12 protein-coding genes are annotated in these 19107 nt (G+C 64.2%); 7 read left to right on the plus strand and 5 right to left on the minus strand.

Going from position 1 to position 19107, the window contains the following annotated elements; translation table 11 throughout:
• Positions 1-7: 7 nt before the first annotated feature.
• Positions 8-253, minus strand: a complete 246-nt coding sequence (locus LDL32_RS02620; RefSeq protein WP_233064340.1) for a hypothetical protein — start codon at positions 251-253, stop codon at positions 8-10.
• Positions 254-446: 193 nt separating this feature from the next.
• On the opposite strand from LDL32_RS02620, the gene glgX reads away from it, so the two are divergent.
• Positions 447-2585: a glycogen debranching protein GlgX gene (gene glgX, locus LDL32_RS02625; protein WP_233064341.1), complete on the plus strand. Its 2139-nt coding sequence runs from the start codon at positions 447-449 to the stop codon at positions 2583-2585.
• A 109-nt stretch (positions 2586-2694) separates the two neighbouring features.
• Here the strand turns inward: glgX and treS are convergent, their stop codons facing one another.
• Both treS and LDL32_RS02635 read right to left on the minus strand, forming a co-directional pair.
• Positions 2695-5988 (minus strand): maltose alpha-D-glucosyltransferase, encoded by a 3294-nt coding sequence (gene treS, locus LDL32_RS02630; protein WP_233068670.1) that lies wholly within the window; start codon positions 5986-5988, stop codon positions 2695-2697.
• Positions 5988-9254, minus strand: a complete 3267-nt coding sequence (locus LDL32_RS02635) for a maltotransferase domain-containing protein (protein WP_233064343.1) — start codon at positions 9252-9254, stop codon at positions 5988-5990. Before LDL32_RS02635 ends, treS begins: the two co-directional genes overlap by 1 nt.
• Positions 9255-9476: 222 nt before the next feature.
• Here LDL32_RS02635 and LDL32_RS02640 point away from each other — a divergent pair, with 222 nt between their 5' ends.
• From LDL32_RS02640 to LDL32_RS02655, 4 genes are read left to right on the plus strand one after another with little or no spacing between them, the layout of a single operon-like run.
• The gene (locus tag LDL32_RS02640) at positions 9477-10598 is read left to right on the plus strand and encodes a Gfo/Idh/MocA family protein (protein ID WP_233064345.1); all 1122 of its coding nucleotides are present in this window, start codon (positions 9477-9479) and stop codon (positions 10596-10598) included.
• A 33-nt stretch (positions 10599-10631) separates the two neighbouring features.
• Entirely contained in the window at positions 10632-11741 is a 1110-nt protein-coding gene (locus LDL32_RS02645) for an acyl-CoA dehydrogenase (RefSeq protein ID WP_233064347.1), read from the plus strand.
• Complete coding sequence (locus LDL32_RS02650) at positions 11738-12466, plus strand: PIG-L deacetylase family protein (RefSeq protein ID WP_233064348.1); 729 nt, start codon at positions 11738-11740, stop codon at positions 12464-12466. The genes LDL32_RS02645 and LDL32_RS02650 overlap by 4 nt, the downstream gene beginning before the upstream one ends.
• Positions 12463-13062, plus strand: a complete 600-nt coding sequence (locus LDL32_RS02655) for a class I SAM-dependent methyltransferase (RefSeq protein WP_233064349.1) — start codon at positions 12463-12465, stop codon at positions 13060-13062. The genes LDL32_RS02650 and LDL32_RS02655 overlap by 4 nt, the downstream gene beginning before the upstream one ends.
• Here LDL32_RS02655 and LDL32_RS02660 read toward each other — a convergent pair.
• Positions 13040-14194: a glycosyltransferase family 2 protein gene (locus LDL32_RS02660; RefSeq protein ID WP_233064350.1), complete on the minus strand. Its 1155-nt coding sequence runs from the start codon at positions 14192-14194 to the stop codon at positions 13040-13042. The genes LDL32_RS02655 and LDL32_RS02660 overlap by 23 nt on opposite strands.
• Positions 14195-14499: 305 nt before the next feature.
• The gene (locus LDL32_RS02665; RefSeq protein WP_233068672.1) at positions 14500-15996 is read right to left on the minus strand and encodes an acid phosphatase; all 1497 of its coding nucleotides are present in this window, start codon (positions 15994-15996) and stop codon (positions 14500-14502) included.
• A 505-nt stretch (positions 15997-16501) separates the two neighbouring features.
• Between LDL32_RS02665 and LDL32_RS02670 the strand changes: the two genes are divergently transcribed.
• Both LDL32_RS02670 and LDL32_RS02675 read left to right on the plus strand, forming a co-directional pair.
• On the plus strand, positions 16502-17431 hold the full coding sequence (locus tag LDL32_RS02670; protein WP_233064351.1) for a nucleoside hydrolase: 930 nt from the start codon (positions 16502-16504) through the stop codon (positions 17429-17431).
• A 186-nt stretch (positions 17432-17617) separates the two neighbouring features.
• Entirely contained in the window at positions 17618-19078 is a 1461-nt protein-coding gene (locus LDL32_RS02675; RefSeq protein ID WP_233064352.1) for an NCS1 family nucleobase:cation symporter-1, read from the plus strand.
• Positions 19079-19107 lie beyond the last annotated feature (29 nt).

Here is a 19107-nt window from a genome sequence, read left to right on the forward strand (position 1 = left end):
CCGCCGTTCAGTCGGCCACCGGGCCTTCATCTTCCTCATCAGGTTCCAGCGGTTCGAGCAGCCCGTCCTTGTCGGGGTCGATGGGGGCGTCCTCGTCATAGCCGGGGGTCGGGCGTGGCGGGAAGTCCAGCGGGTCGTCGTCCGTCGGGTCATTTTCATCCGGGTCATAGGCCGGGTCCCGCATGGGGACGGGTGGGACAGGCGCTGGCGGATCGGGCATGCCGGGCCTGCCTGCTGCGTATATCCTGAGCATGATACTTCTCCGCTACCGGGTGTGGCTGCAACGGCCCTGCGCGGTGCGGGTTGCATGGCACGCCACCCGCAACATGCCAGCGCCCCGCCCTGTCCTGTCATGGCGTGGGCCGCATGACCAAACCGTTCACCCCCGCCAGCGTTGCACAAGGGAATGCCGCCCCACAGACAGGGAACATGATGCCTTGGCCCGTATGCTCAAAGATCGCCTTCGTGAAGGACATCCCTATCCACGTGGAGCAACATGGGATGGGGAAGGGGTCAATTTCTCCCTTTTTTCAGCACATGCGCACAAGGTGGAAGTCTGCCTGTTCGACCGTGACGGCATGACCGAAATCGAGCGGATCACCCTGCCGGAATATACCGACCAGATCTTTCATGGCTGGGTGCCCGACATCGGTCCCGGCCAGTTTTACGGCTACCGGGTGCACGGTCCGTACGAACCCGATGCGGGCCACCGCTTCAACCCCAACAAGCTGCTGCTTGATCCCTATGCCCGGGCCCATATGGGGGACCTGCAATGGGACCCGGCCCTGTTTGGCTACACGATCGGCCATGCGGATGCGGATCTAAGCTTCGATACCCGCGACAGCGCGCGTTTCATGCCCAAATGCGTGGTGATCGACCCCGGTTTCGACTGGCATGGCCAGTCCGGGCGCAACCCGCTGCCATGGGACCAGACCGTGCTGTACGAAGCCCATGTCAAGGGACTGACCCGGCTGCACCCGCATGTGCCCGAAGCACTGCGCGGCACCTATGCGGGACTGGCGACGCGCGATGTGCTGGACTACATCCGCAAGCTGGGCGCCACATCGCTTGAACTGCTGCCCGTGCACAGCTTTGTCAATGACCAGCACCTGCTGGAAAAGGGCCTGAGCAATTACTGGGGCTACAACACGATCGGGTTCTTCGCCCCCGATCCACGCTATGCCGCCGACCGCGCGGAATCCCTGCGGGAGTTCAAGGAAATGGTCTCCGCCATCCATGCGGCCGGGCTGGAGGTCATTCTGGATGTTGTCTACAACCATACGGCGGAAGGCAACGAGTGCGGACCCACGCTTTCGTTCCGCGGCATCGACAATGTTTCCTATTACCGTCTGCTCAGGGACCAGCCGCGCTACTACGTCAATGACACGGGCACGGGCAATACGGTCAACCTGTCGCACCGCCGTGTGATCCAGATGGTGACCGACAGCCTGCGCTACTGGGCGGAGGAGATGCACGTGGACGGCTTCCGCTTCGACCTGGGCACCATTCTGGCGCGCGAGCCCAACGGGTTCGATAACCAGTCCGGCTTCCTGAAAGCCTGCTCGCAGGACCCGACGCTGGAGACCGTCAAGCTGATTGCCGAACCATGGGACTGCGGCCCCGGTGGCTACCAGGTCGGCGGCTTCCCGCCCGGCTGGGCGGAATGGAATGACCGCTTCCGTGATGTGGTGCGAAATTACTGGCGGGGAAAGGAAGGGGCCGGTGGTCTTGCCCCGCGCCTTCTGGCCAGCCCCGACCAGTTTGATCACCAGGGGCGCAAGCCATGGGCCTGCGTCAACTTCCTGACCGCGCATGACGGTTTTACGCTTGAAGACTGCGTGACCTATGATGAAAAGCATAACGAAGCGAACGGGGAGGACGGGCGGGACGGGGCGGAACAGAATGCCTCATGCAATTACGGGGTGGAGGGGCCGAGCGGGGATCCCGCAGTCGTGAAGCTGCGCGGGCGGCAGGTCCGCAACATGCTGGCGACGCTGCTCATGTCACAGGGCACGCCCATGCTGCTGGCGGGTGATGAATTTGGCCGCACGCAGGGCGGCAACAACAACGCCTATTGCCAGGATAATGAAATTTCATGGATCAACTGGGATTTCGGGGCGCGCGGGCAGGCCCTTGTCAACTTCGTGACACGGCTGAACGCGCTGCGCAGGCGTCTGCCGATATTGCGCCGCGGGCGTTTCCTGACCGCAGCCTATAACGAGGAACTGGATATAAAGGAACTGACATGGATCCAGCCTGACGGGATGGAAATGACCCCGCAGGACTGGGACGGCGCGCAGTGCTTCGGCCTGGTGCTGGACGGTCGTGCCCAGCCCAGCGGCATCCGCCGCCGGGGCGCCGATGCCACGCTGCTCATGGTCTTCAATGCACGGAGCGATGGGGTCGATTTCACGCTGCCATCCGTATCCGACCAGCATTGGGCGCTTCTGGTCGATACCGGCGTGGAAGACGGCGGGAGTGCGGATGATGTCCGCCACTTCCGGCCCAATGCAGTCTATCCCATGGCCGACCGTTCCTTCCTGCTGTTCGAACTTCTGCCCGACAGCGTGCCTGCCGTGTCATGACCCGCACGGTGTGGGGCACGCGGTCGCGTGCCCTTTGCCTGAAGGCTGGCGGAAAAAATCCCGGCCCGCATGCCTGTGCCGTGATGGCAGGCGGCCCGGACGGGGATGGTTACGGCTGCCCGCCCGGATCAGGCCCGGTTTTCATATCCGCAAGGGCCGCAAGCCCGGCCATGGGGGTTACGATCCATGCCGGGCGGTTTGCCGCTTCGTAACGGATTTCATAGGCGGCCTTTTCCATAAGGAAAAGCTGGAGAAGTGCCGCCCGTGCATCCGCCGTGCCAATCGCGGTGATGGCATCGCCCATGCCCTCGGCCCATCCTGCAAGGAAGGTGCTGCCCGCTTCGTGTTCAAACGCGGCAAGGTACGCGCTGGCACGCGCGGCGGACTGCCCGGCGCCGGGATGGCTGCCGGTCTCGCCCCCGCCCAGGCGCGCGGTATCGACCGCATAGGCAATCGAGCGCAGCAGTCCCGCCACATCGCGCAGCGGGCTGTGGCGGTGGCGGCGTTCCGCCAGCGGGACCATGGGCTGTCCCTCGAAATCTATGATGACCACGTCATTTTCCACGACCAGCACCTGCCCCAGATGGAAATCACCATGGATACGGGTCATGAGCGTGCCCCGTGCGTGCTGCGCCAGTGTCTCGACCTGGCGGAGCAGCAGGTCACGCTGGCCGCACAGCCGCGCCGCCAGCGCCTGTGTTTCAGGTTGGGGGGACTGCGCGTGGCCGTGCTCCACCATATCCAGCGCCGCCGTGATTTCGGCCTGGATATGCCCGGTCCATGCCTGCACTACCGCCGGGCCGGCGGTTTCAGGGGTGAAGGCCTCGTCCGGCCCCGGCTTTGCCAGGATCGCGTGCATGGCACCCAGCCGCAGGCCCAGCCGGTGGAAAAAGGCGATATGGTCGGCACGGCCATCTACCGGTTCATCGCTGCTCAGTGTCAGGTCGGTGGCGGTGGCGCGCAGGTCGTTCACGGTCCAGTTCCATGCATCACCCTGGTTGGGGATGAACCCTTCCGCAATGGCCAGGACATGCGGCACGCCCGCGGCATCGACATGCGTGACATCCCCCAGATAGGGCGCGATGCCCGTCGCACCATGGCGGGTCAGGAAGGCGGTCATCTCGGCCTCGGGGTGGATGCCGGGATGCAGATGGCGCAGCAGCTTGATGACGATCATGTCGGCCATGACCAGTGAACTGTTGCTCTGCTCGGCGGACAGCCAGTGGATCGCGGCATCGGCCGGAATGGACAGGGCGTGAAAGGCAGGTGACGCGGTAAAGACGATCTCCCCATCATCGGTTGCAAGCCGGGTCGCGCTGGCCAGTCCCGTGATGAACTCACGCGCCAGTTCGGGCAGGGCGAAGCCATCGGTCAGGTAGCCCATCCTGCGCCCGTGCCGCACGTGGGAGAGCGCAAGCTGCTGCGGCAGGGCGGGCAGTGTTCCATTTTCCCACATTATGCCAAGCGGCAGGAAGTAACAGGCGGGCTGGTCCCCCACCATCGCACTGATTTCCGTCAGCAGCAGCTGCGTGCCCAGTGGCGCGACCAGGGTGACGCGCACCGCACTGACGGCCTGCTCCCGCGCGGCGGCCCAGCGGCGCACGGGCAGGTAGGCTGGCAGGATTTCCTTTTCCATCACCACGCGCGCGGCCGGCGTGAAGATATCCCTGATCCCCTGACGCAGTACGAGCGTGCGCAGTTCGGGCAACGGCTCGGGCGCGGGGATATGCCATGTGGGGCTCTCGGTCAGGGTGCACAGGCGGAACCATATGAAGCCATAGGGCTGGAGCGTGAGCAGATAGGGCAGTTGACCGATGGGGGGAAAGGCGCTCTGGGCAATCATCTCGACCGGTACCCGCCCCGCAAAGACAGACAGGTCCAGCTCCACCGCCTGTGCCGAGCGTGCAAGGTTTGCGACACACAGAATGGTCTCGTCCCCATGCTGTCGCAGATAGGCCAGCACCCTGCGGTTGCCGGGGGTCAGGAAGGTCAGCGTGCCGCGCCCGAAAGCATGCGATCGCGCCCGTACCGCCAGCATGCGCCGCATCCAGTTCAGCAGCGAATAGGGGTCACGGCGCTGGGTTTCAGCATTGACGGCCTCATACCCGTATAGCGGGTCCATGATGACCGGTAGGACGAGGCGTTCGGGGTCGGCGCGCGAAAAACCGCCATTGCGGTCGGGGGACCACTGCATGGGGGTGCGCACGCCATCGCGGTCACCCAGCTGGATGTTGTCCCCCATACCGATCTCGTCACCATAGTACAGCACCGGGGTACCGGGCATGGACAGAAGCAGGCTGTCCAGCAGTTCGATACGCCTGCGGTCACGTTCCAGCAGGGGAGACAGCCTGCGCCTTATCCCCAGGTTGAGCCGCGCGCGCCGGTCGGTGGCATAGGTGTTCCACATGTCGTCGCGCTCGGCGTCGGTCACCATTTCCAGTGTCAGTTCATCATGATTGCGCAGGAAGATGGCCCACTGGCAGGCTGGTGGTATGTCCGGCGTCTGGCGCATGATGTCGGTAATGGGGAAGCGGTCCTCACGCGCCATGGCCAGGTACATGCGCGGCATGAGCGGGAAGTGGAAGGCCATGTGGCATTCGTCGCCATTGCCGAAATACTCGCTGGTATCTTCCGGCCACTGGTTGGCTTCGGCCAGCAGCATGCGGTTGGGAAAGCGCGCATCCAGCGCCGCGCGCAGGCGGCGCAGTATGGCATGGGTTTCGGGCAGGTTCTCGTTGGACGTGCCCTCGCGTTCCACCAGATAGGGAATGGCGTCAAGCCGCAGCCCGTCAATGCCCAGTTCCAGCCAGAAGGACATCACCCCCAGTATGGCGGCAAGCACATGCGGGTTGTCAAAGTTCAGGTCCGGCTGGTGGGCATAGAACCTGTGCCAGTAAAATGCGCCCGCCACGGGGTCGTAGGTCCAGTTCGAAGTTTCGGCATCACAGAAGATGACACGCGTATGCGCATATTCGGTGGCAGTATCCGACCAGACATAGAAATTGCGCGCGACCGATCCTGCCTTCGCCCGCCTTGCACGCTGGAACCACGGATGCTGGTCCGATGTATGGTTGATCACCAGTTCGGTAATGACGCGGATGTTGCGCGCATGCGCTGCCTGCACGAAATGGCGGACATCGGCCAGTGTTCCGTAGTCGGGGTGTACTTCCCGGTAGGCTGATATGTCATAGCCGTCATCGCGCCGGGGCGATGGGTAGAATGGCAGCAGCCAGACCGTATTGACCCCCAGGTCGGCAATATAGTCCAGCCTGGCGGTCAGGCCGCGGAAGTCACCGATGCCATCATTGTTGGAATCAAAAAAGGACTTGATATGGATCTGGTAGATGACAGCATCCTTGTACCATAGCGGGTCGCTGGACAGCTGGCTGGCAGCACGTTTCATCATGTTGTCTTTCCTGCCGGGCTGACCTGCCAGATCGTGAACGGCATCTCGCCCGGATCAAGGCGCATGTGCTGTATCTTGCCGGTCCAGGTTTCGTGCCGGTCGCGCAGCAGGTCATGGGACACAAGGGAGGCATTGTCCGAAAGTTTCCATTCCCACAGGGGAATTTCAAAATCCGCCTCCTGCGCGTTCATCGGGTCCAGGCTGACCGCGACAAGGATGACATCGGTCATGCCGTCGGTCATCCTGCCGAAATACAGGATCTGGTCATTGAAGGCGCGGAAGAACCGCAGGCCCATATGGCTTTGCAGGGCCGGGTGGCGCTGGCGCAGTGCGTTCAGGGCCGTGATCTCGGCAATGATGTTGCCCGGACGGGCCCAGTCCCATTGCCGGATCTGGTATTTTTCCGAATCCTGGTATTCTTCCCGCCCCGGCAGGGCGCGTGCCTCGCACAGTTCGAAGCCTGAATACATGCCCCACAGGCCCGACAGCGTGCAGGCCAGCGCCGCGCGGATCAGGTGCCCCGCCCGTCCGGATGTCTGGAGAAAGAAGGGATTGATATCGGGTGTGTTGACAAAGAAATGGGGCCGGAAGAAATCGCTGACCGGCGGCGTGGTCAGTTCAGTCATGTATTCGGTCAGTTCCGCCTTTGTCGTACGCCATGTAAAATAGGTATAGGACTGGGAAAAACCGGCCATTGCCAGCCGGTACATCATTCCGGGCGTGGTAAAGGCTTCTGCCAGGAACAGGACATCGGGATGGCGGGCCCGTACCTGGTCCATCATCCATTCCCAGAAGGGCAGGGGTTTGGTGTGCGGGTTGTCCACGCGGAAAATCCTTACCCCGTGGCCAACCCATGCCAGCACGATATCGCGCAGCGCTTCCCATAATCCCGGTATGGCGCCGGGGGCGTAAAAATCCAGATTGACGATATCTTCATATTTCTTTGGCGGGTTTTCCGCATGCCGGATCGACCCGTCCGCCCGGTGGGCAAACCATTCAGGGTGGGTGCGCACCCATGGGTGGTCCGGCGCGCACTGGATGGCAAGGTCCAGCGCCAGTTCCATGCCCTGTGCCTGCGCTGTTTCAACCAGGGCATGGAAATCCGCGATCGTGCCCAGTTCGGGGTGAATGGTGTCATGGCCCCCCGCCGCACTTCCGATCGCATAGGGGCTGCCGGGATCATCCGCGCCGGCATGCAGGGCGTTGTTCGGCCCCTTGCGGTTGACATGGCCGATGGGGTGGATGGGCGGCAGGTAAAGGACACTGAAGCCCATGGCCCGGATGGCGGGCAGGCGGTCGATCACATCACGCAGCGTGCCATGCCGCCCCGCGCCATCCAGAGAGCGGGGAAAAAGTTCGTACCAGCTGCCAAAGCGCCCGGCCTCGCGGTCCACCATGATGGACAGCGGTGCCGGCAGGCCCGTCTGGCCGGCGCGCGGGTCCGCGCGCGCCATGATGTCCGCCGCATGGGGGGAAAGCAGGAGATCGGCCGCGTGATCCGCTGTCGTGGCGCTGATGCGTTCCAGCAGGCTGGACAGGGGGCGGCCTGCATCGGTGGTCATGGTGGTGCAGGCCTGTGCCAGCAGCAGGCACCCGTCGGCAATGTCGGCCTGTTCCATCGTGCCTGCGTCCCGCCTGCGCCGCAGGTCACGGATGTAGGTGCCGAAATGGTCCTCCCATGCCTCGATCGTGAACTCCCACATTCCCATCCGGTCCAGCGGCATGTAGCTGCGCCAGCGGCTGTTCCCGATGGGGGCCATGGGGGCGCTGCGCCATGCCGTATCCCCTGCGGGGCGCCAGAGCAGACGCGCTTGCAGCAGGTCGTGGCCATCCATGAAAATATCCGCTTCCACCCCGACGCTGTCCCCCACAATGGCCCTGGCGGGAAAACGGCCGGATTCAACGCACGGTGTCACGGATTCAATCACGATACGCGGCAGCAAACGCAGCGCCTGCGTGGCGGGGGGCGCATTGCGGTATATGGGCGTGCCTGGACCGGTCTGCAGTACGCGGACCTCATCGGGGGCAAGCGTGATTTCGCCCGTGGGAGAGGACACGTAATCCGGCGCGCCATCCACGGCATGAAAACAGGCAAAGGATGTTCCCGACCCGGCCAGCATGCCCGACAGCCGGACCTGCGTGGCCTCCCGCACCGACGGGTTTGCAAGGATCAGGCGCAGGGGCATACGGCGCGGCCTGCTGGCACGCCGCCTGCCGGCCTGTCCCTCACGGATTATGACGGTAGCCGCCCCGTCTGTCCCGAGCAGCCTGTCCCGTGCCGAACGCGCAAAAGGCGTGCCTGACGTGATGAGACGACGCGCCTGCCTGAGTGCCGTCTGCATCCGGGGTGTGGGTGGGTAAAACCGCGGATCATCCGGCCCGCTACCGGATGGAACGGGAGTACCGGACGCGCATTCAAATCCTGCCGGTATGAGCACGCCATCCCCCATGGCCGCAGCCAGGCGCAGGGCCATGACGGCACGGGCCTCATTCATGCCCGCCGGGCCGGGAAGGGGAACAGGGCAGGCCAGAAGCCCGGTACCGGCGGGCAGGTCCTGCCGTTCCGCCAGCAGCCAGTCCGAATGGCGGTCCCACCACGCGATGGATGAGGTAACCATGTCCACGCCGGTGGCGGCAACGGCCAGCATGCCGGCATGGTCCAGCCCGGCGGTCCATCCGATCCACCTGCAATCGGGGCGGATCAGCCGGGTGTCATGGATGATGCCCTGCAGGCAGGCGGGGGGCAGGCGCTGGGGTGCATCACAACGCAGGCCCGCTATGCCGGCATCCAGCAGCATGGCGGTGACATCCCTCCAGTAAGCAAGGATTTCCGCGCCATGGTCGTGATAGTTCAGTCTTGCGGCCAGTCTTTCGCCCCCATCGGGCAGGCACCAGTGCGGTTTGCGGGCCGCAAGCACGCCATCGCGCGCAATGCGGTCCAGCGGCAGGTCGAGCATGATGCCCAGACCGTGGCGGCACGCCGCGTCCACCAGCCTGCGCAGGCTGTCAGGCAGGAGTGACGCCCATGCCAGCGTGGCGCTGGCATGATGATGGGACGAGACAAGAAACGTGTCCTCCCCGCTGGAAAAGACCCCGCTGAGCAGGATGGTGCTGAAGCCAAGGTCATGACACAGGCCGAACAGGCGTTCGGGATCCCCGCGCCGGGCAATGGACGCTGCATGAATGGCATAGATGAAGGGGCGCCACGCCGGTACGGCATGCGCTGCCGCAGGCGGGGGCGTGCTGTCGGTTTTTTCCTCCATACCCGGTTTCTCCCGCGCTTTGTGTTGTGCTGGTGGCTGGTGGTTGCCGGGCTGTCCTCCGGGGTGGATGCGCGCGGTGTCCGGCGCGTGAACGTACGCCCGGTCCGTCAGGTTGCCTGGGCCGGGATATAATCGTGCAGCACGTCCCGTTTGCGGTCATGGCAACTCGTGATGATGGTTCACGTTCATCATGGCATCCCTGCACCTGTCCGGAAGTGCGCGATGATCCAGACGATCGACACCCCGAAAATCCGTTATGCCGTTGTGGGCGTTGGCCAGATCTCACAGCAGGCCTTCATGCCCGGGATGGCGCGGGCAACGAATTCGGTCCTGTCCGCGCTGGTAACGGGTGATCCGCAAAAAGCGCGGAAGCTGGCTGCGCGATACGGTATTCCGGCCTATCATTATGATGACCTGCCGGAACTGCTCCGTTCAGGCGATATCGATGCGGTCTATCTTGCCACCCCCAACGCGCTGCACCGGCGCTACGGGGTGCCGGTACTGGAGGCGGGGCTGCACCTGCTGCTGGAAAAACCCATGGCGACCAGTGTGGCGGACTGCGAGGCCCTGATCGAGGCGCAGCGACGCGGCGGCGGCAGGCTCATGGTCGCCTACCGCCTGCATTGCGAACCGGGTACGGTGGAACTGATCTCACGCTGCCGCAATGGTGATTTCGGTCATCTCATGGCGTTCAGTTCCACGTTCGGGCAGAACATTGCCGAGGCCAACCACCGGGGCCATGGCGGTTACTGGTCCGGTCCGGTGCCGGACATGGGAACCTATCCCCTGAATGCGGTGCGTAATCTCTTTGCGCGGGAACCGGTTGAAGTCCATGCAACCGGCAGCCGCACGCCGGGAAGACATTTCGATTTTGACGATACGGTTTCCGTCATACTCCGCTTTGCCGAGGGCAGGCTGGCACATTTCCTGGTCAGCTATGCCTGCGCCCCGGTCGAGAACCTTACCCTTGTGGGCGACAGGGGCAGCGTCATGGCAACGCCGTGCTATACGTTTGGCCCGACCATTGGCATCACCTACACCACGACCATTGATGGCCGGCAGGAAACACGCCGCCATGACCCTGTCGAGCAGTTTGGTGGCGAGATCTTCTATTTTTCCGACTGTATCCTCCATGGTCACGATCCGGAACCCGATGGGGATGAGGGCCTGCGTGACGTGCGCGTCCTTGCCGCGATCGAGCGCGCGCTCCAGACCGGTCAGCCGCAGAAGCTCGATCCCATACCGCCCGCACGTGTGGCGCTGCCCGACCAGATCATGACATTTGCACCCGTCAGGGAACCGGAAGTGAATGAGATGATCGGCATCGTGCCCCAGTCCGCCTGATCTCCACGCCTGCCGACACGGATGGCCTGATCCATGACCTTTCCTTTCGACGCCCTGGCAGCCTGTCGTGCGGAGCTGGAGGAAGAAGCCTCGGCCAATGATGCGCCCGCCGCCTTTCCCGCATACGGGCTTGAGCGCCTGCGCCAGCTTGGCGCGCTGTCGGCCGCGTTGCCCTGCGCGCTGGGTGGCCACGGGTTCGGCACCGAGCCGGATGGCGCGCAGGGGCTGCTGCATCTCCTGCGGCTTGTGGGGCAGGGCAGCCTTGCCCTCGGGCGCATTGTGGAAGGGCACGTCAATGCCATCCGGCTGATCGCGTGTTATGGCACGGTGGGCCAGCTTGTTCACGTCGCCACCGCCATCCAGGATGGCGCGCTGCTGGGCGTGTGGGTGACGGACGGCGCGCCTGCGCTGCGCATGTCCCCCGCGGGGGACGGCATCGTGCTGCAGGGTGAAAAGGCATTTGCATCCGGCGTGGGTCACGTCACACATGCCCTGGTCACGGCCGCCACGCCGGAGGGCATGACACGCATGCTGCTGGTGGCACTGGATGGAGCCCATGTCGTCCATGCCTCCATCGGTGGGCTGGCGGGCATGCGGGGGGCGGTTACGGGGCGGTGTGATTTCAGCGGCACGACGCTGCCTGCCGGCTGCCTGATCGGCCAGGCGGGGGATTACGTGCGCCAGCCCGAATTTTCAGCCGGGGCATGGCGCGGCATGGCCGTGGCGCTGGGCGGGATCGAACGGCTGGGCACCCTTTTGCGCGACCAGCTGGCCGGGCGGGGGCGCACGGACAGTCCGGCCCAGCAGGCCCGCATGGGCATGGCGCTGATCGCGGCCGAAACCGCGCTGTTATGGACCCGCAAGGCCGCCATGGTCGCGTGCCTGCATGAGCGCTACGGGGCGCAGGATATTGCCGCCACGGTCAATCTGGCCCGGATGGCGGTGGAGCGGGCGGGGCTGGATGTCATCGAACTGGTCCAGCGCGGACTGGGGCTGGCCGCTTTTGTCAGGAGCAACGTGGTCGAACGTGTGATCCGGGATCTTGCCACCTATCTGCGCCAGCCCGCCCCGGACGAGACATTGTGCGAGGCCGCCTGCTGGTTCATCCAGCGCAACCTGCCCCAGCCGGAGGACACCCCATGAAGGCCGCCTGCCTGCACGATGCCCTGCGCGCCCTGCCTGTTGCCCCGCTATCTGCTGTTGCGGGCGGGACGGTCATGGTGCTTGCCCCGCACCCGGATGATGAAAGCCTGGGTTGCGGCGGCCTTGTGGCCGCCTGCTGTGCTGCTGGAAATCCGCCACTGGTCGTGATCGTGACCGATGGTACGGCCTCCCACCCCAATTCACGTGCCTGGCCGGCCGCGCGATTACGCATGCAGCGGCAGAGGGAAGCGCTGGATGCCACGGGCAGTCTCGGCCTGCCCGCCGGGCGCGTGGTCTTTCTTGACCTACCCGATGCGGCAGCCCCGCATCACGGTCCGGACTTTGACCATGCCGTGGCGCGACTGGCGGCGCTGGCCACAGATTATGGTTGCACCGCGGTTTTTGCCCCATGGCGGCTGGACCCGCATTGCGACCACGAAGCGACATGGAAGATGGGTATGGCCCTGCGCCAGCGTTGCGGGCTTGTGCTGTGGGCCTATCCGGTATGGGGCTGGCTGATCCCTGCTGACAGGGAACTTGACCACGGCCCCCCCGTTGGGCTGCGGCTCGACATCTCGCGCTATCGCGCGGCAAAGGCACGGGCGGTGGGGCTGCATGCCAGCCAGTATGGTGGCCTGATTACCGATGCTCCGGATGGTTTCAGCCTGCCTGCGGAGCTGCTGGCGGTCATCATCACCGATTTTGAGGTCTTTATCCGGTCATGAGCGGCGCAACCTGGCCCCGTGCCGTGTTCGAACGCCTGCACATGCAGCGTGCCGACCCCTGGGGCGTGGGCACGCGGGCATATGAGCGCGACAAATACAACCAGACGATGGCGGTGCTGGCGGGGCGTCACTTCCGCTTTGTGCTGGAGCTGGGATGTTCAATCGGGGTCATGACCGCCCGGCTTGCGCGGCAGGCCGACCATGTTCTGGCGGTGGACGTGGCGCAGGCTGCCCTGCTGCGTGCGCGGCATCGCTGCGCGGGCCTGCCGGGGGTTTCGTTTCACCGGGGGCAACTGCCCGGTGGGTTTCCCGCCCTGCTACCCGAAACCTGTGACCTGATCGTGATTTCGGAACTGCTGTATTTTCTCTCGCCGGTGGATATTGGCCGTCTTGCCCGCCACTGCCTGCGGGTACGGCAGCCCGGTGGCCTGATCGTGCTGGTCAACTGGACCGGCCCGACCGACACGCCCAGCACCGGCAACACGGCGGCCCGCCATTTCATGACCCGGTGTATCGCCGCCGGATTACGCGTGACCCAGACCTGCCGGCATTTGCGCTACCGTGTGGATGTGCTTACGGATGCCGCAGCCCCGTAGCGGATGACAGTGCCGCATGCGCGGGTGCCATGCGCGCGCCGGAACGCCTTGCCAGCAGCTGGCGTACCACCCGTCTGGCGCGCCGGTGGTGGAAAGACAGGTCTGCGCGCCGGATTGGTATGCGCCCGAGTTCCGGGCTGCAGGTTTCCAGATGGCTCCATGCCATGCCAAAAAACGGCATCTGCGCCAGCAGGTCGACACGGCTGGCGGGGATGTTCAGCTGATGGGCCAGGCTTTCCACATCCTGCCGCCATGTCAGGCCCGTGGGTGGCAGGGCGCGCAGCCTGCGCAATGCCGCGCGGGCCTGCGCGCGGAGCAGGCAGATCATGGGTGGTTCAAGGTTTTCATCCAGCATCTCGTCCTGCCGGACAAGACGGCGTGCCATTGTGTCGGCCATGCCGCCACGCGCACGACCATCAATGCGCCCCGATACGCTTACCGTCACATCGGGCGCATGGCGGATGGCGGCATCCACCTGGCGCAGGGCCTGCAGGAATCCCCGGTCCTCACCCAGGGGCAGGGCGGGCATGCCGCCCGCGCGTTCCCATGCCGGGACCCTTACGGCAATGCTTGCGCCCGAATGTTCCGTATGGCGTGGCCATGGATCGTGCGGGTCCGGGTCCACCAGGTCATGAATACGGTCCAGCAGCATGGCATATCCGATTTCCGCCCGGTCATCTTCATGCAGGTGGTGCGGGATCAGCCGGGCCTCGACCGGGTCGATCACGGCGCGGCCACACACGGCGTCGGCCCCTTCCTCAAAAGCGGCAAGGGTATTGGCCAGCCAGTCGGGGGCAACGACGCCATCGGCATCGGTCGTGATTACGATGCCTTCGGGTCCTGCAATCTCGGCCGCGATTTCCATGGCTTCACGTCGCGCCGTACCCGCATGGGCCGTGGCGGGGGGATAGGCGCGCTGGATCAGCGACAGGCCAAAGGGCAGCCGCCCCGCCAGCGTCCGGACCACTTCGCCCGTCGTATCGGTGCAGTTGTTCAGCAGCAGCACGACATGGCCAACGCGGGCATCGTGCTGGGCGGCAAGGCCATGAAGGCAGGCGGCAATACGCTGCGCCTCATTGCGCACGGGAATGGCGACGACGGCGAGGGGGACAGGAAGCCTGAGGGGAAGCATGCATCACCTGTTCAACAGGAGAGCGTTAAACGTCCGGCCCCGTACCGGGTTGCACGGGCATGCGGGCACATGAACGCGGGCGGGACGGTCATCCCCGGTTGTCTGGCGTGGTCAGGTAACCGAATGCGGCGCGGAAGTACTTCGGGCGATCGAGCACGAACCGGAACCTGGCTGACACTGGCCACAGGGTTCATGTCGCGGCCGGCCCCCTGTGTGCTTTCGAATTTTCCATCGTACCCGGCGTCATGGACCGCTGCACGGCCCGTGGAACGGGATGGTGCGGCATCATGGCATGCAGTGCGGGATTATTTTCCGCCCGAAGACAGGTCCAGCGCGCCTGTCAGGTCACCGAGCGGTCTGCCGGTGGTCACCTTTATGGCGTGGTCACGTACCTTCAGCCCGGCAAGTGGACGCAGATGGAAACGTTCTGTCAGGAATTTCAGGATCGAGGTCGTATCCTGCACCGCATGATCCACGTAACCGCGCCGGGCATAGGGGGAGATGATAATGGCGGGAATGCGTGAACCCGGCCCCCATCTGTCCCCCGCGGGCGGGGCGACGTGGTCCCACAGGCCACCATTTTCATCGTATGTCACGACCACGAGCATGTGTGGCCACTGGGGGCTTTTCTCCAGATGGCTGACCAGGTCGGCTATGTGCCGGTCGCCCGACTGGATATCGGCATAACCCGAATGTTCATTCAGGTTGCCCTGGGGCTTGTAAAACGAGACCTGTGGCAGCCTGCCCTGGTCAATCGCCTCGATGAACCGTGCGCCGGCCAGGCCACCGTCAAGCAGATGCGCCTGCCGTGCCGGCGTGCCCGGCGCAAAGTTGAGGTAATAGTTGTAGGGCTGGTGATGATACTGGAAGTCCGGCGCGGGATAATGATTGCCGTGGTCCAGCACATCCTGCCATGCACCCGAATACCATGCCCATGTCACGTGACGCTCCCCCAACCGGTCACCAATGGTGGGTTCGGTCTGTGGCGGCAGGGTGGTGGGAATGGCGGGGTCGGCCAGACGCGGGTCCTGGCCCGCGGCGGGTGGATTCTGGCTGGGCTGGTAGGGGGGCTGCATCGTATTGACGGCGTGAAAGTCCGGCGCAAGGTTGCCATCGCGCACGAATTTCGGAACGCCGTCCAGCGCTGAACGTGGCGAGTTGGGGGCAACAAGCAGGGCCTTCCCCGAAGCATCCACCGCGGCGATGACCGGATGCGCGGGGCTGGTATCGGCATGCGGATAATAGGGCGCGCAGGCGCAGGCCAGCCACTGGTGATTGAGGAACGACCCGCCAAAAGCCCCCATGAAGAAATGGTCCGCAAGCGTGTACCTGCGTGCGATATCCCACATGCGCATGCCTGAACCGTTCCAGTAGCTCATGGGCATGGCGCCGGAATCCGCCCAGGCCACGAACATGTCGTTCCGGCCACCATCAATCTGCATCTGGTTTTCATAGAAGAGGTGCCACAGGTCACGGGTCAGCGTGGTGGATGGCACATTGAACCCCTGCGGGTCATCCACGCGGAAAGGCTGGTTGGGCAGGTGCGCACTCATGGCCTGCGTGACCGCATGCGGCACGCCCCGGCCGGTCAGCCCGCCCCATACCGGTGGCAGTTCACGCAGGATGGAGCCATCCCGGTCACGCTGGGCGGCAAGGGCGTCCGGTTTGCCAGCAAACGTGTCAGCACCCGGAAAACCGTTATACAGGTTATCGAAGGAGCGGTTTTCGGCAAAGATGACCACCACGGTCTCGATCCTGTCCATGCCCTTCGGGGCGGCGGCACGCGGGGCATGCACCGGCATGCCGGTCAGGAGCGTGCCGGCCAGCGCACCCAGGGCAAACAGCCGCCTTCCGCTGCGGTGCACTGGGCGCGGGCGGCCTGTCATGGTGCATTCTGGCATGGATACTCCGCAAACTGCATGGGTCAGGTCATCATTCCTTTAGCTTAACGGCAAGACAGGACATGGTGCAATCAGGTGATTGGTTCCATTTGGGGCATGCAGGTCCATGCGCGCGTCACGGCCAGTCCTGCCGCGTTATCCGGGCAGGCGCCGGTGCAGATGGCCTTCATGGCCCGAACCGTTCCCCGGCATCGGGGCGGAAGACCGTATCCCCGGCAAGGCAGACACGTGCCGCGCGCGTGGTCAGGGGCGGGATATTCATGCTGGTTCCGGTCTTGTCGTGCCTGAAGGCAAGGGTGGTCGGTTCCCGTCCGGCTGTATCGCCTTTTTCCCGTACGGATGGTCTAATCGGGTGTGATACGTGGCGGCCGCAAGGGTGGCCGGCCATTTTTTCCATGGAGCATGCATGAAGATCATTATCGATACGGATCCGGGGCAGGATGATGCGCTGACCATTCTGCTGGCCCTTGCCAGCCCCGAGATCGAACTGCTGGGCGTGACCACGGTCGCGGGCAATGTATCGGTGGCGCAGACGACCGCGAACGCGCTCAGGACCCTTGATCTGGTCGGCCGGACGAACATACCCGTCCATGCCGGTGCCGACCGCCCCCTGCTTCGCCCCGCCATTAACGCAACCCACGTGCATGGCCGCACGGGCCTTGAAGGGGTGGACCTGCCGCCTCCCAGCCGGGCCGCCACGCCGGGGCACGCGGTTGATTTCATCATTCGTAGCGTCATGGATAACGCGCCCGGTTCGGTCACGCTGTGCACCATCGGGCCACTGACCAATATTGCCCTGGCACTGGCGCGTGAACCGGCCCTGCGCACGCGGATCGGCCAGATCGTGATGATGGGCTGCGCGTTTTCCGAAGTGGGCAACATCACGCCCGCCGGTGAGTTCAATATTCATGTCGACCCCCATGCTGCAGCGATGGTGTTCGGATCCGGCGTGAAACTGGTCGTATTTCCGCTGGATGTAACCCATCAGCTTCATACCAGTGCCGCACGCCTGGCGCGGATCGAGCGTATTCCGAACCGTGTCGGCCCCGTGGTGGCATCATGGCTGCGGTTTGAAAAACGCTTCGAGGCCACGAAATACGGCACCGATGGTGGCCCCCTGCATGACCCCAACACGGTGATATGGCTGCTGAAGCCAGACCTGTACCGTGGGCGGCAGGTCAATGTGGAAATTGAAACCGGCAGCCCGCTTACGATGGGCATGAGCGTGGTTGACTGGTGGGGCGTCAGTGAGCGGAAAAAGAATGCCCTGTTCATGCGTGAGGTGGATGCTGAAGGGGTATATGACCTGATTGTCGAGCGCCTGTCGCGGCTGTAACGCCCGGATCGGGCGTGGGGGGATTGCTGGCGTGCCGCCTTCTGCATGGAGCATGACCGGCTTTACCTGCTGCCGGGGCACGCACCTGAAACGGTCTTGCCATTCCATATCGGAATCGTATTGTCATCCTGACTTTACGCTCAGGATCATGTCCTGACCGGAATGGTCTCGACAAAGGGAATAGCCATGCCGGACACGGCGCATCACATGGACGGCCATCTGGTAAACGCGGACCTGGCGCCGGTGCGCGCGCGAAGCTGGAGGTGGTTCGACTACGTCTCGTTATGGATGTCCAACGTACACAGCATAGGGGGCTACATCACCGCAGGCACCCTGTTCACGCTGGGCCTGCCGGCGGGTGACATATTCATTGCCCTGGTGGCAGGTATCGTGATCATACAGGCCATATGCAATCTGGTGGCCCGGCCCAGCTTTGAATCCGGCGCGCCCTATCCCGTCATGGCGCGCATGGCCTTCGGGGTGCGGGGCGCGATCATTCCCGCACTGGTGCGCGGCATCATCGCGCTGGGCTGGTACGGGATCCAGACATGGCTTGCCTCCAACGCGGTCGTGATCCTGCTGTTGCGGCAGTGGCCGGGGCTTGCACCGTGGGCGGATGTGCGGCTGCACGGCCTGCTGGGACTGTCCATGCTGGGATGGGGGTGCTTCGTGTTGCTGTGGGCGGTGCAGGGCGCGGTATTCTGGCGCGGAATGGAAACGATCCGGCGCTTTGTCGACTGGGCCGGTCCCGTGATCTATGTGGCCATGATCGCGCTGGACGGGTGGCTGCTGTGGCGGGGAGACGGGCATATCCCGCTGGACGTGCTTGCCCCTGCTGCCCGGGGCATGGGGTGGCGCATACTGGGCATCATCAACGCCACTGCGCTGATCGTGGCCTATTTTTCCCCCATTGCCCTGAATTTCGGGGATTTTTCGCGTTACGGTGTCAGCATGCGGGATATCCGGCGCGGCAACTTCTGGGGGCTGCCGGTCAACTTCATGGGGTTTTCGGTGCTGACGCTTGTCACCATCGTGCTGACGCGGCCCGTGTTCGGCCGGCTGATGGTGGACCCTGTGGAAGTGGTGGCCCAGATCGACAGTCCGACGGCGGTAGCCCTGGGGGTGCTGACCTTTGTCACCGCCACGGCGGGGATCAATATCGCGGCGAACTTCGTCTCGGCGGCGTTTGATTTTTCCAACATCGCGCCGCATGTCATCAACTGGCGCAGGGGGGGACTGATCGCGGCGGCGGGCGCGATCGTGGTCATGCCATGGAACCTGTATGCCCGGCCGGACGTGATCCATCTGACGCTGGACATGCTGGGCACGTTCATCGGGCCGCTGACGGGTGTGCTGCTGGCGGATTACTATATCGTGCGCAGGGGGCGCATGGATATGGCGGCCCTGTATACGGCGGACCCGCGGGCAGCCTACTGGTACAGCGGCGGGATCAATGTCATTGCCATGGTGGCGCTGCTGCTGTCCGTGCTGTGCGGGCTGGTGCTGGTTTTCGGCCCCGTATTCGCACCGGTGCGCAATCTTTCATGGTTTGTCGGTTTTGCCTGCGCGGTGGGCGGCCATGTCGTGCTGTCACGGCTCATGGCGGATGGAAACGGGCTGGACAAGGTGGTCAGGCCACGTTCCTGAAATTCTTCTTTCGCGCCAGTGGCGCGCCG

Source organism: Komagataeibacter sp. FNDCF1 (genome assembly GCF_021295335.1).
In the GTDB taxonomy this organism is placed as follows: Bacteria; Pseudomonadota; Alphaproteobacteria; order Acetobacterales; family Acetobacteraceae; genus Komagataeibacter.

Bases quoted from the DNA above. Each gene is read 5' to 3' on its own strand.
- LDL32_RS02675 (WP_233064352.1), top strand. From the start codon at position 17,618: ATGCCGGACACGGCGCATCACATGGACGGCCATCTGGTAAACGCGGAC.
- LDL32_RS02650 (WP_233064348.1), top strand. From the start codon at position 11,738: ATGAAGGCCGCCTGCCTGCACGATGCCCTGCGCGCCCTGCCTGTTGCC.
- LDL32_RS02670 (WP_233064351.1), top strand. From the start codon at position 16,502: ATGAAGATCATTATCGATACGGATCCGGGGCAGGATGATGCGCTGACC.
- LDL32_RS02640 (WP_233064345.1), top strand. From the start codon at position 9,477: ATGATCCAGACGATCGACACCCCGAAAATCCGTTATGCCGTTGTGGGC.
- LDL32_RS02665 (WP_233068672.1), bottom strand. From the start codon at position 15,996: ATGCCGGTGCATGCCCCGCGTGCCGCCGCCCCGAAGGGCATGGACAGG.
- glgX (WP_233064341.1), top strand. From the start codon at position 447: ATGCTCAAAGATCGCCTTCGTGAAGGACATCCCTATCCACGTGGAGCA.
- LDL32_RS02655 (WP_233064349.1), top strand. From the start codon at position 12,463: ATGAGCGGCGCAACCTGGCCCCGTGCCGTGTTCGAACGCCTGCACATG.
- treS (WP_233068670.1), bottom strand. From the start codon at position 5,988: ATGAAACGTGCTGCCAGCCAGCTGTCCAGCGACCCGCTATGGTACAAG.
- LDL32_RS02635 (WP_233064343.1), bottom strand. From the start codon at position 9,254: ATGGAGGAAAAAACCGACAGCACGCCCCCGCCTGCGGCAGCGCATGCC.
- LDL32_RS02645 (WP_233064347.1), top strand. From the start codon at position 10,632: ATGACCTTTCCTTTCGACGCCCTGGCAGCCTGTCGTGCGGAGCTGGAG.
- LDL32_RS02660 (WP_233064350.1), bottom strand. From the start codon at position 14,194: ATGCTTCCCCTCAGGCTTCCTGTCCCCCTCGCCGTCGTCGCCATTCCC.
- LDL32_RS02620 (WP_233064340.1), bottom strand. From the start codon at position 253: ATGCTCAGGATATACGCAGCAGGCAGGCCCGGCATGCCCGATCCGCCA.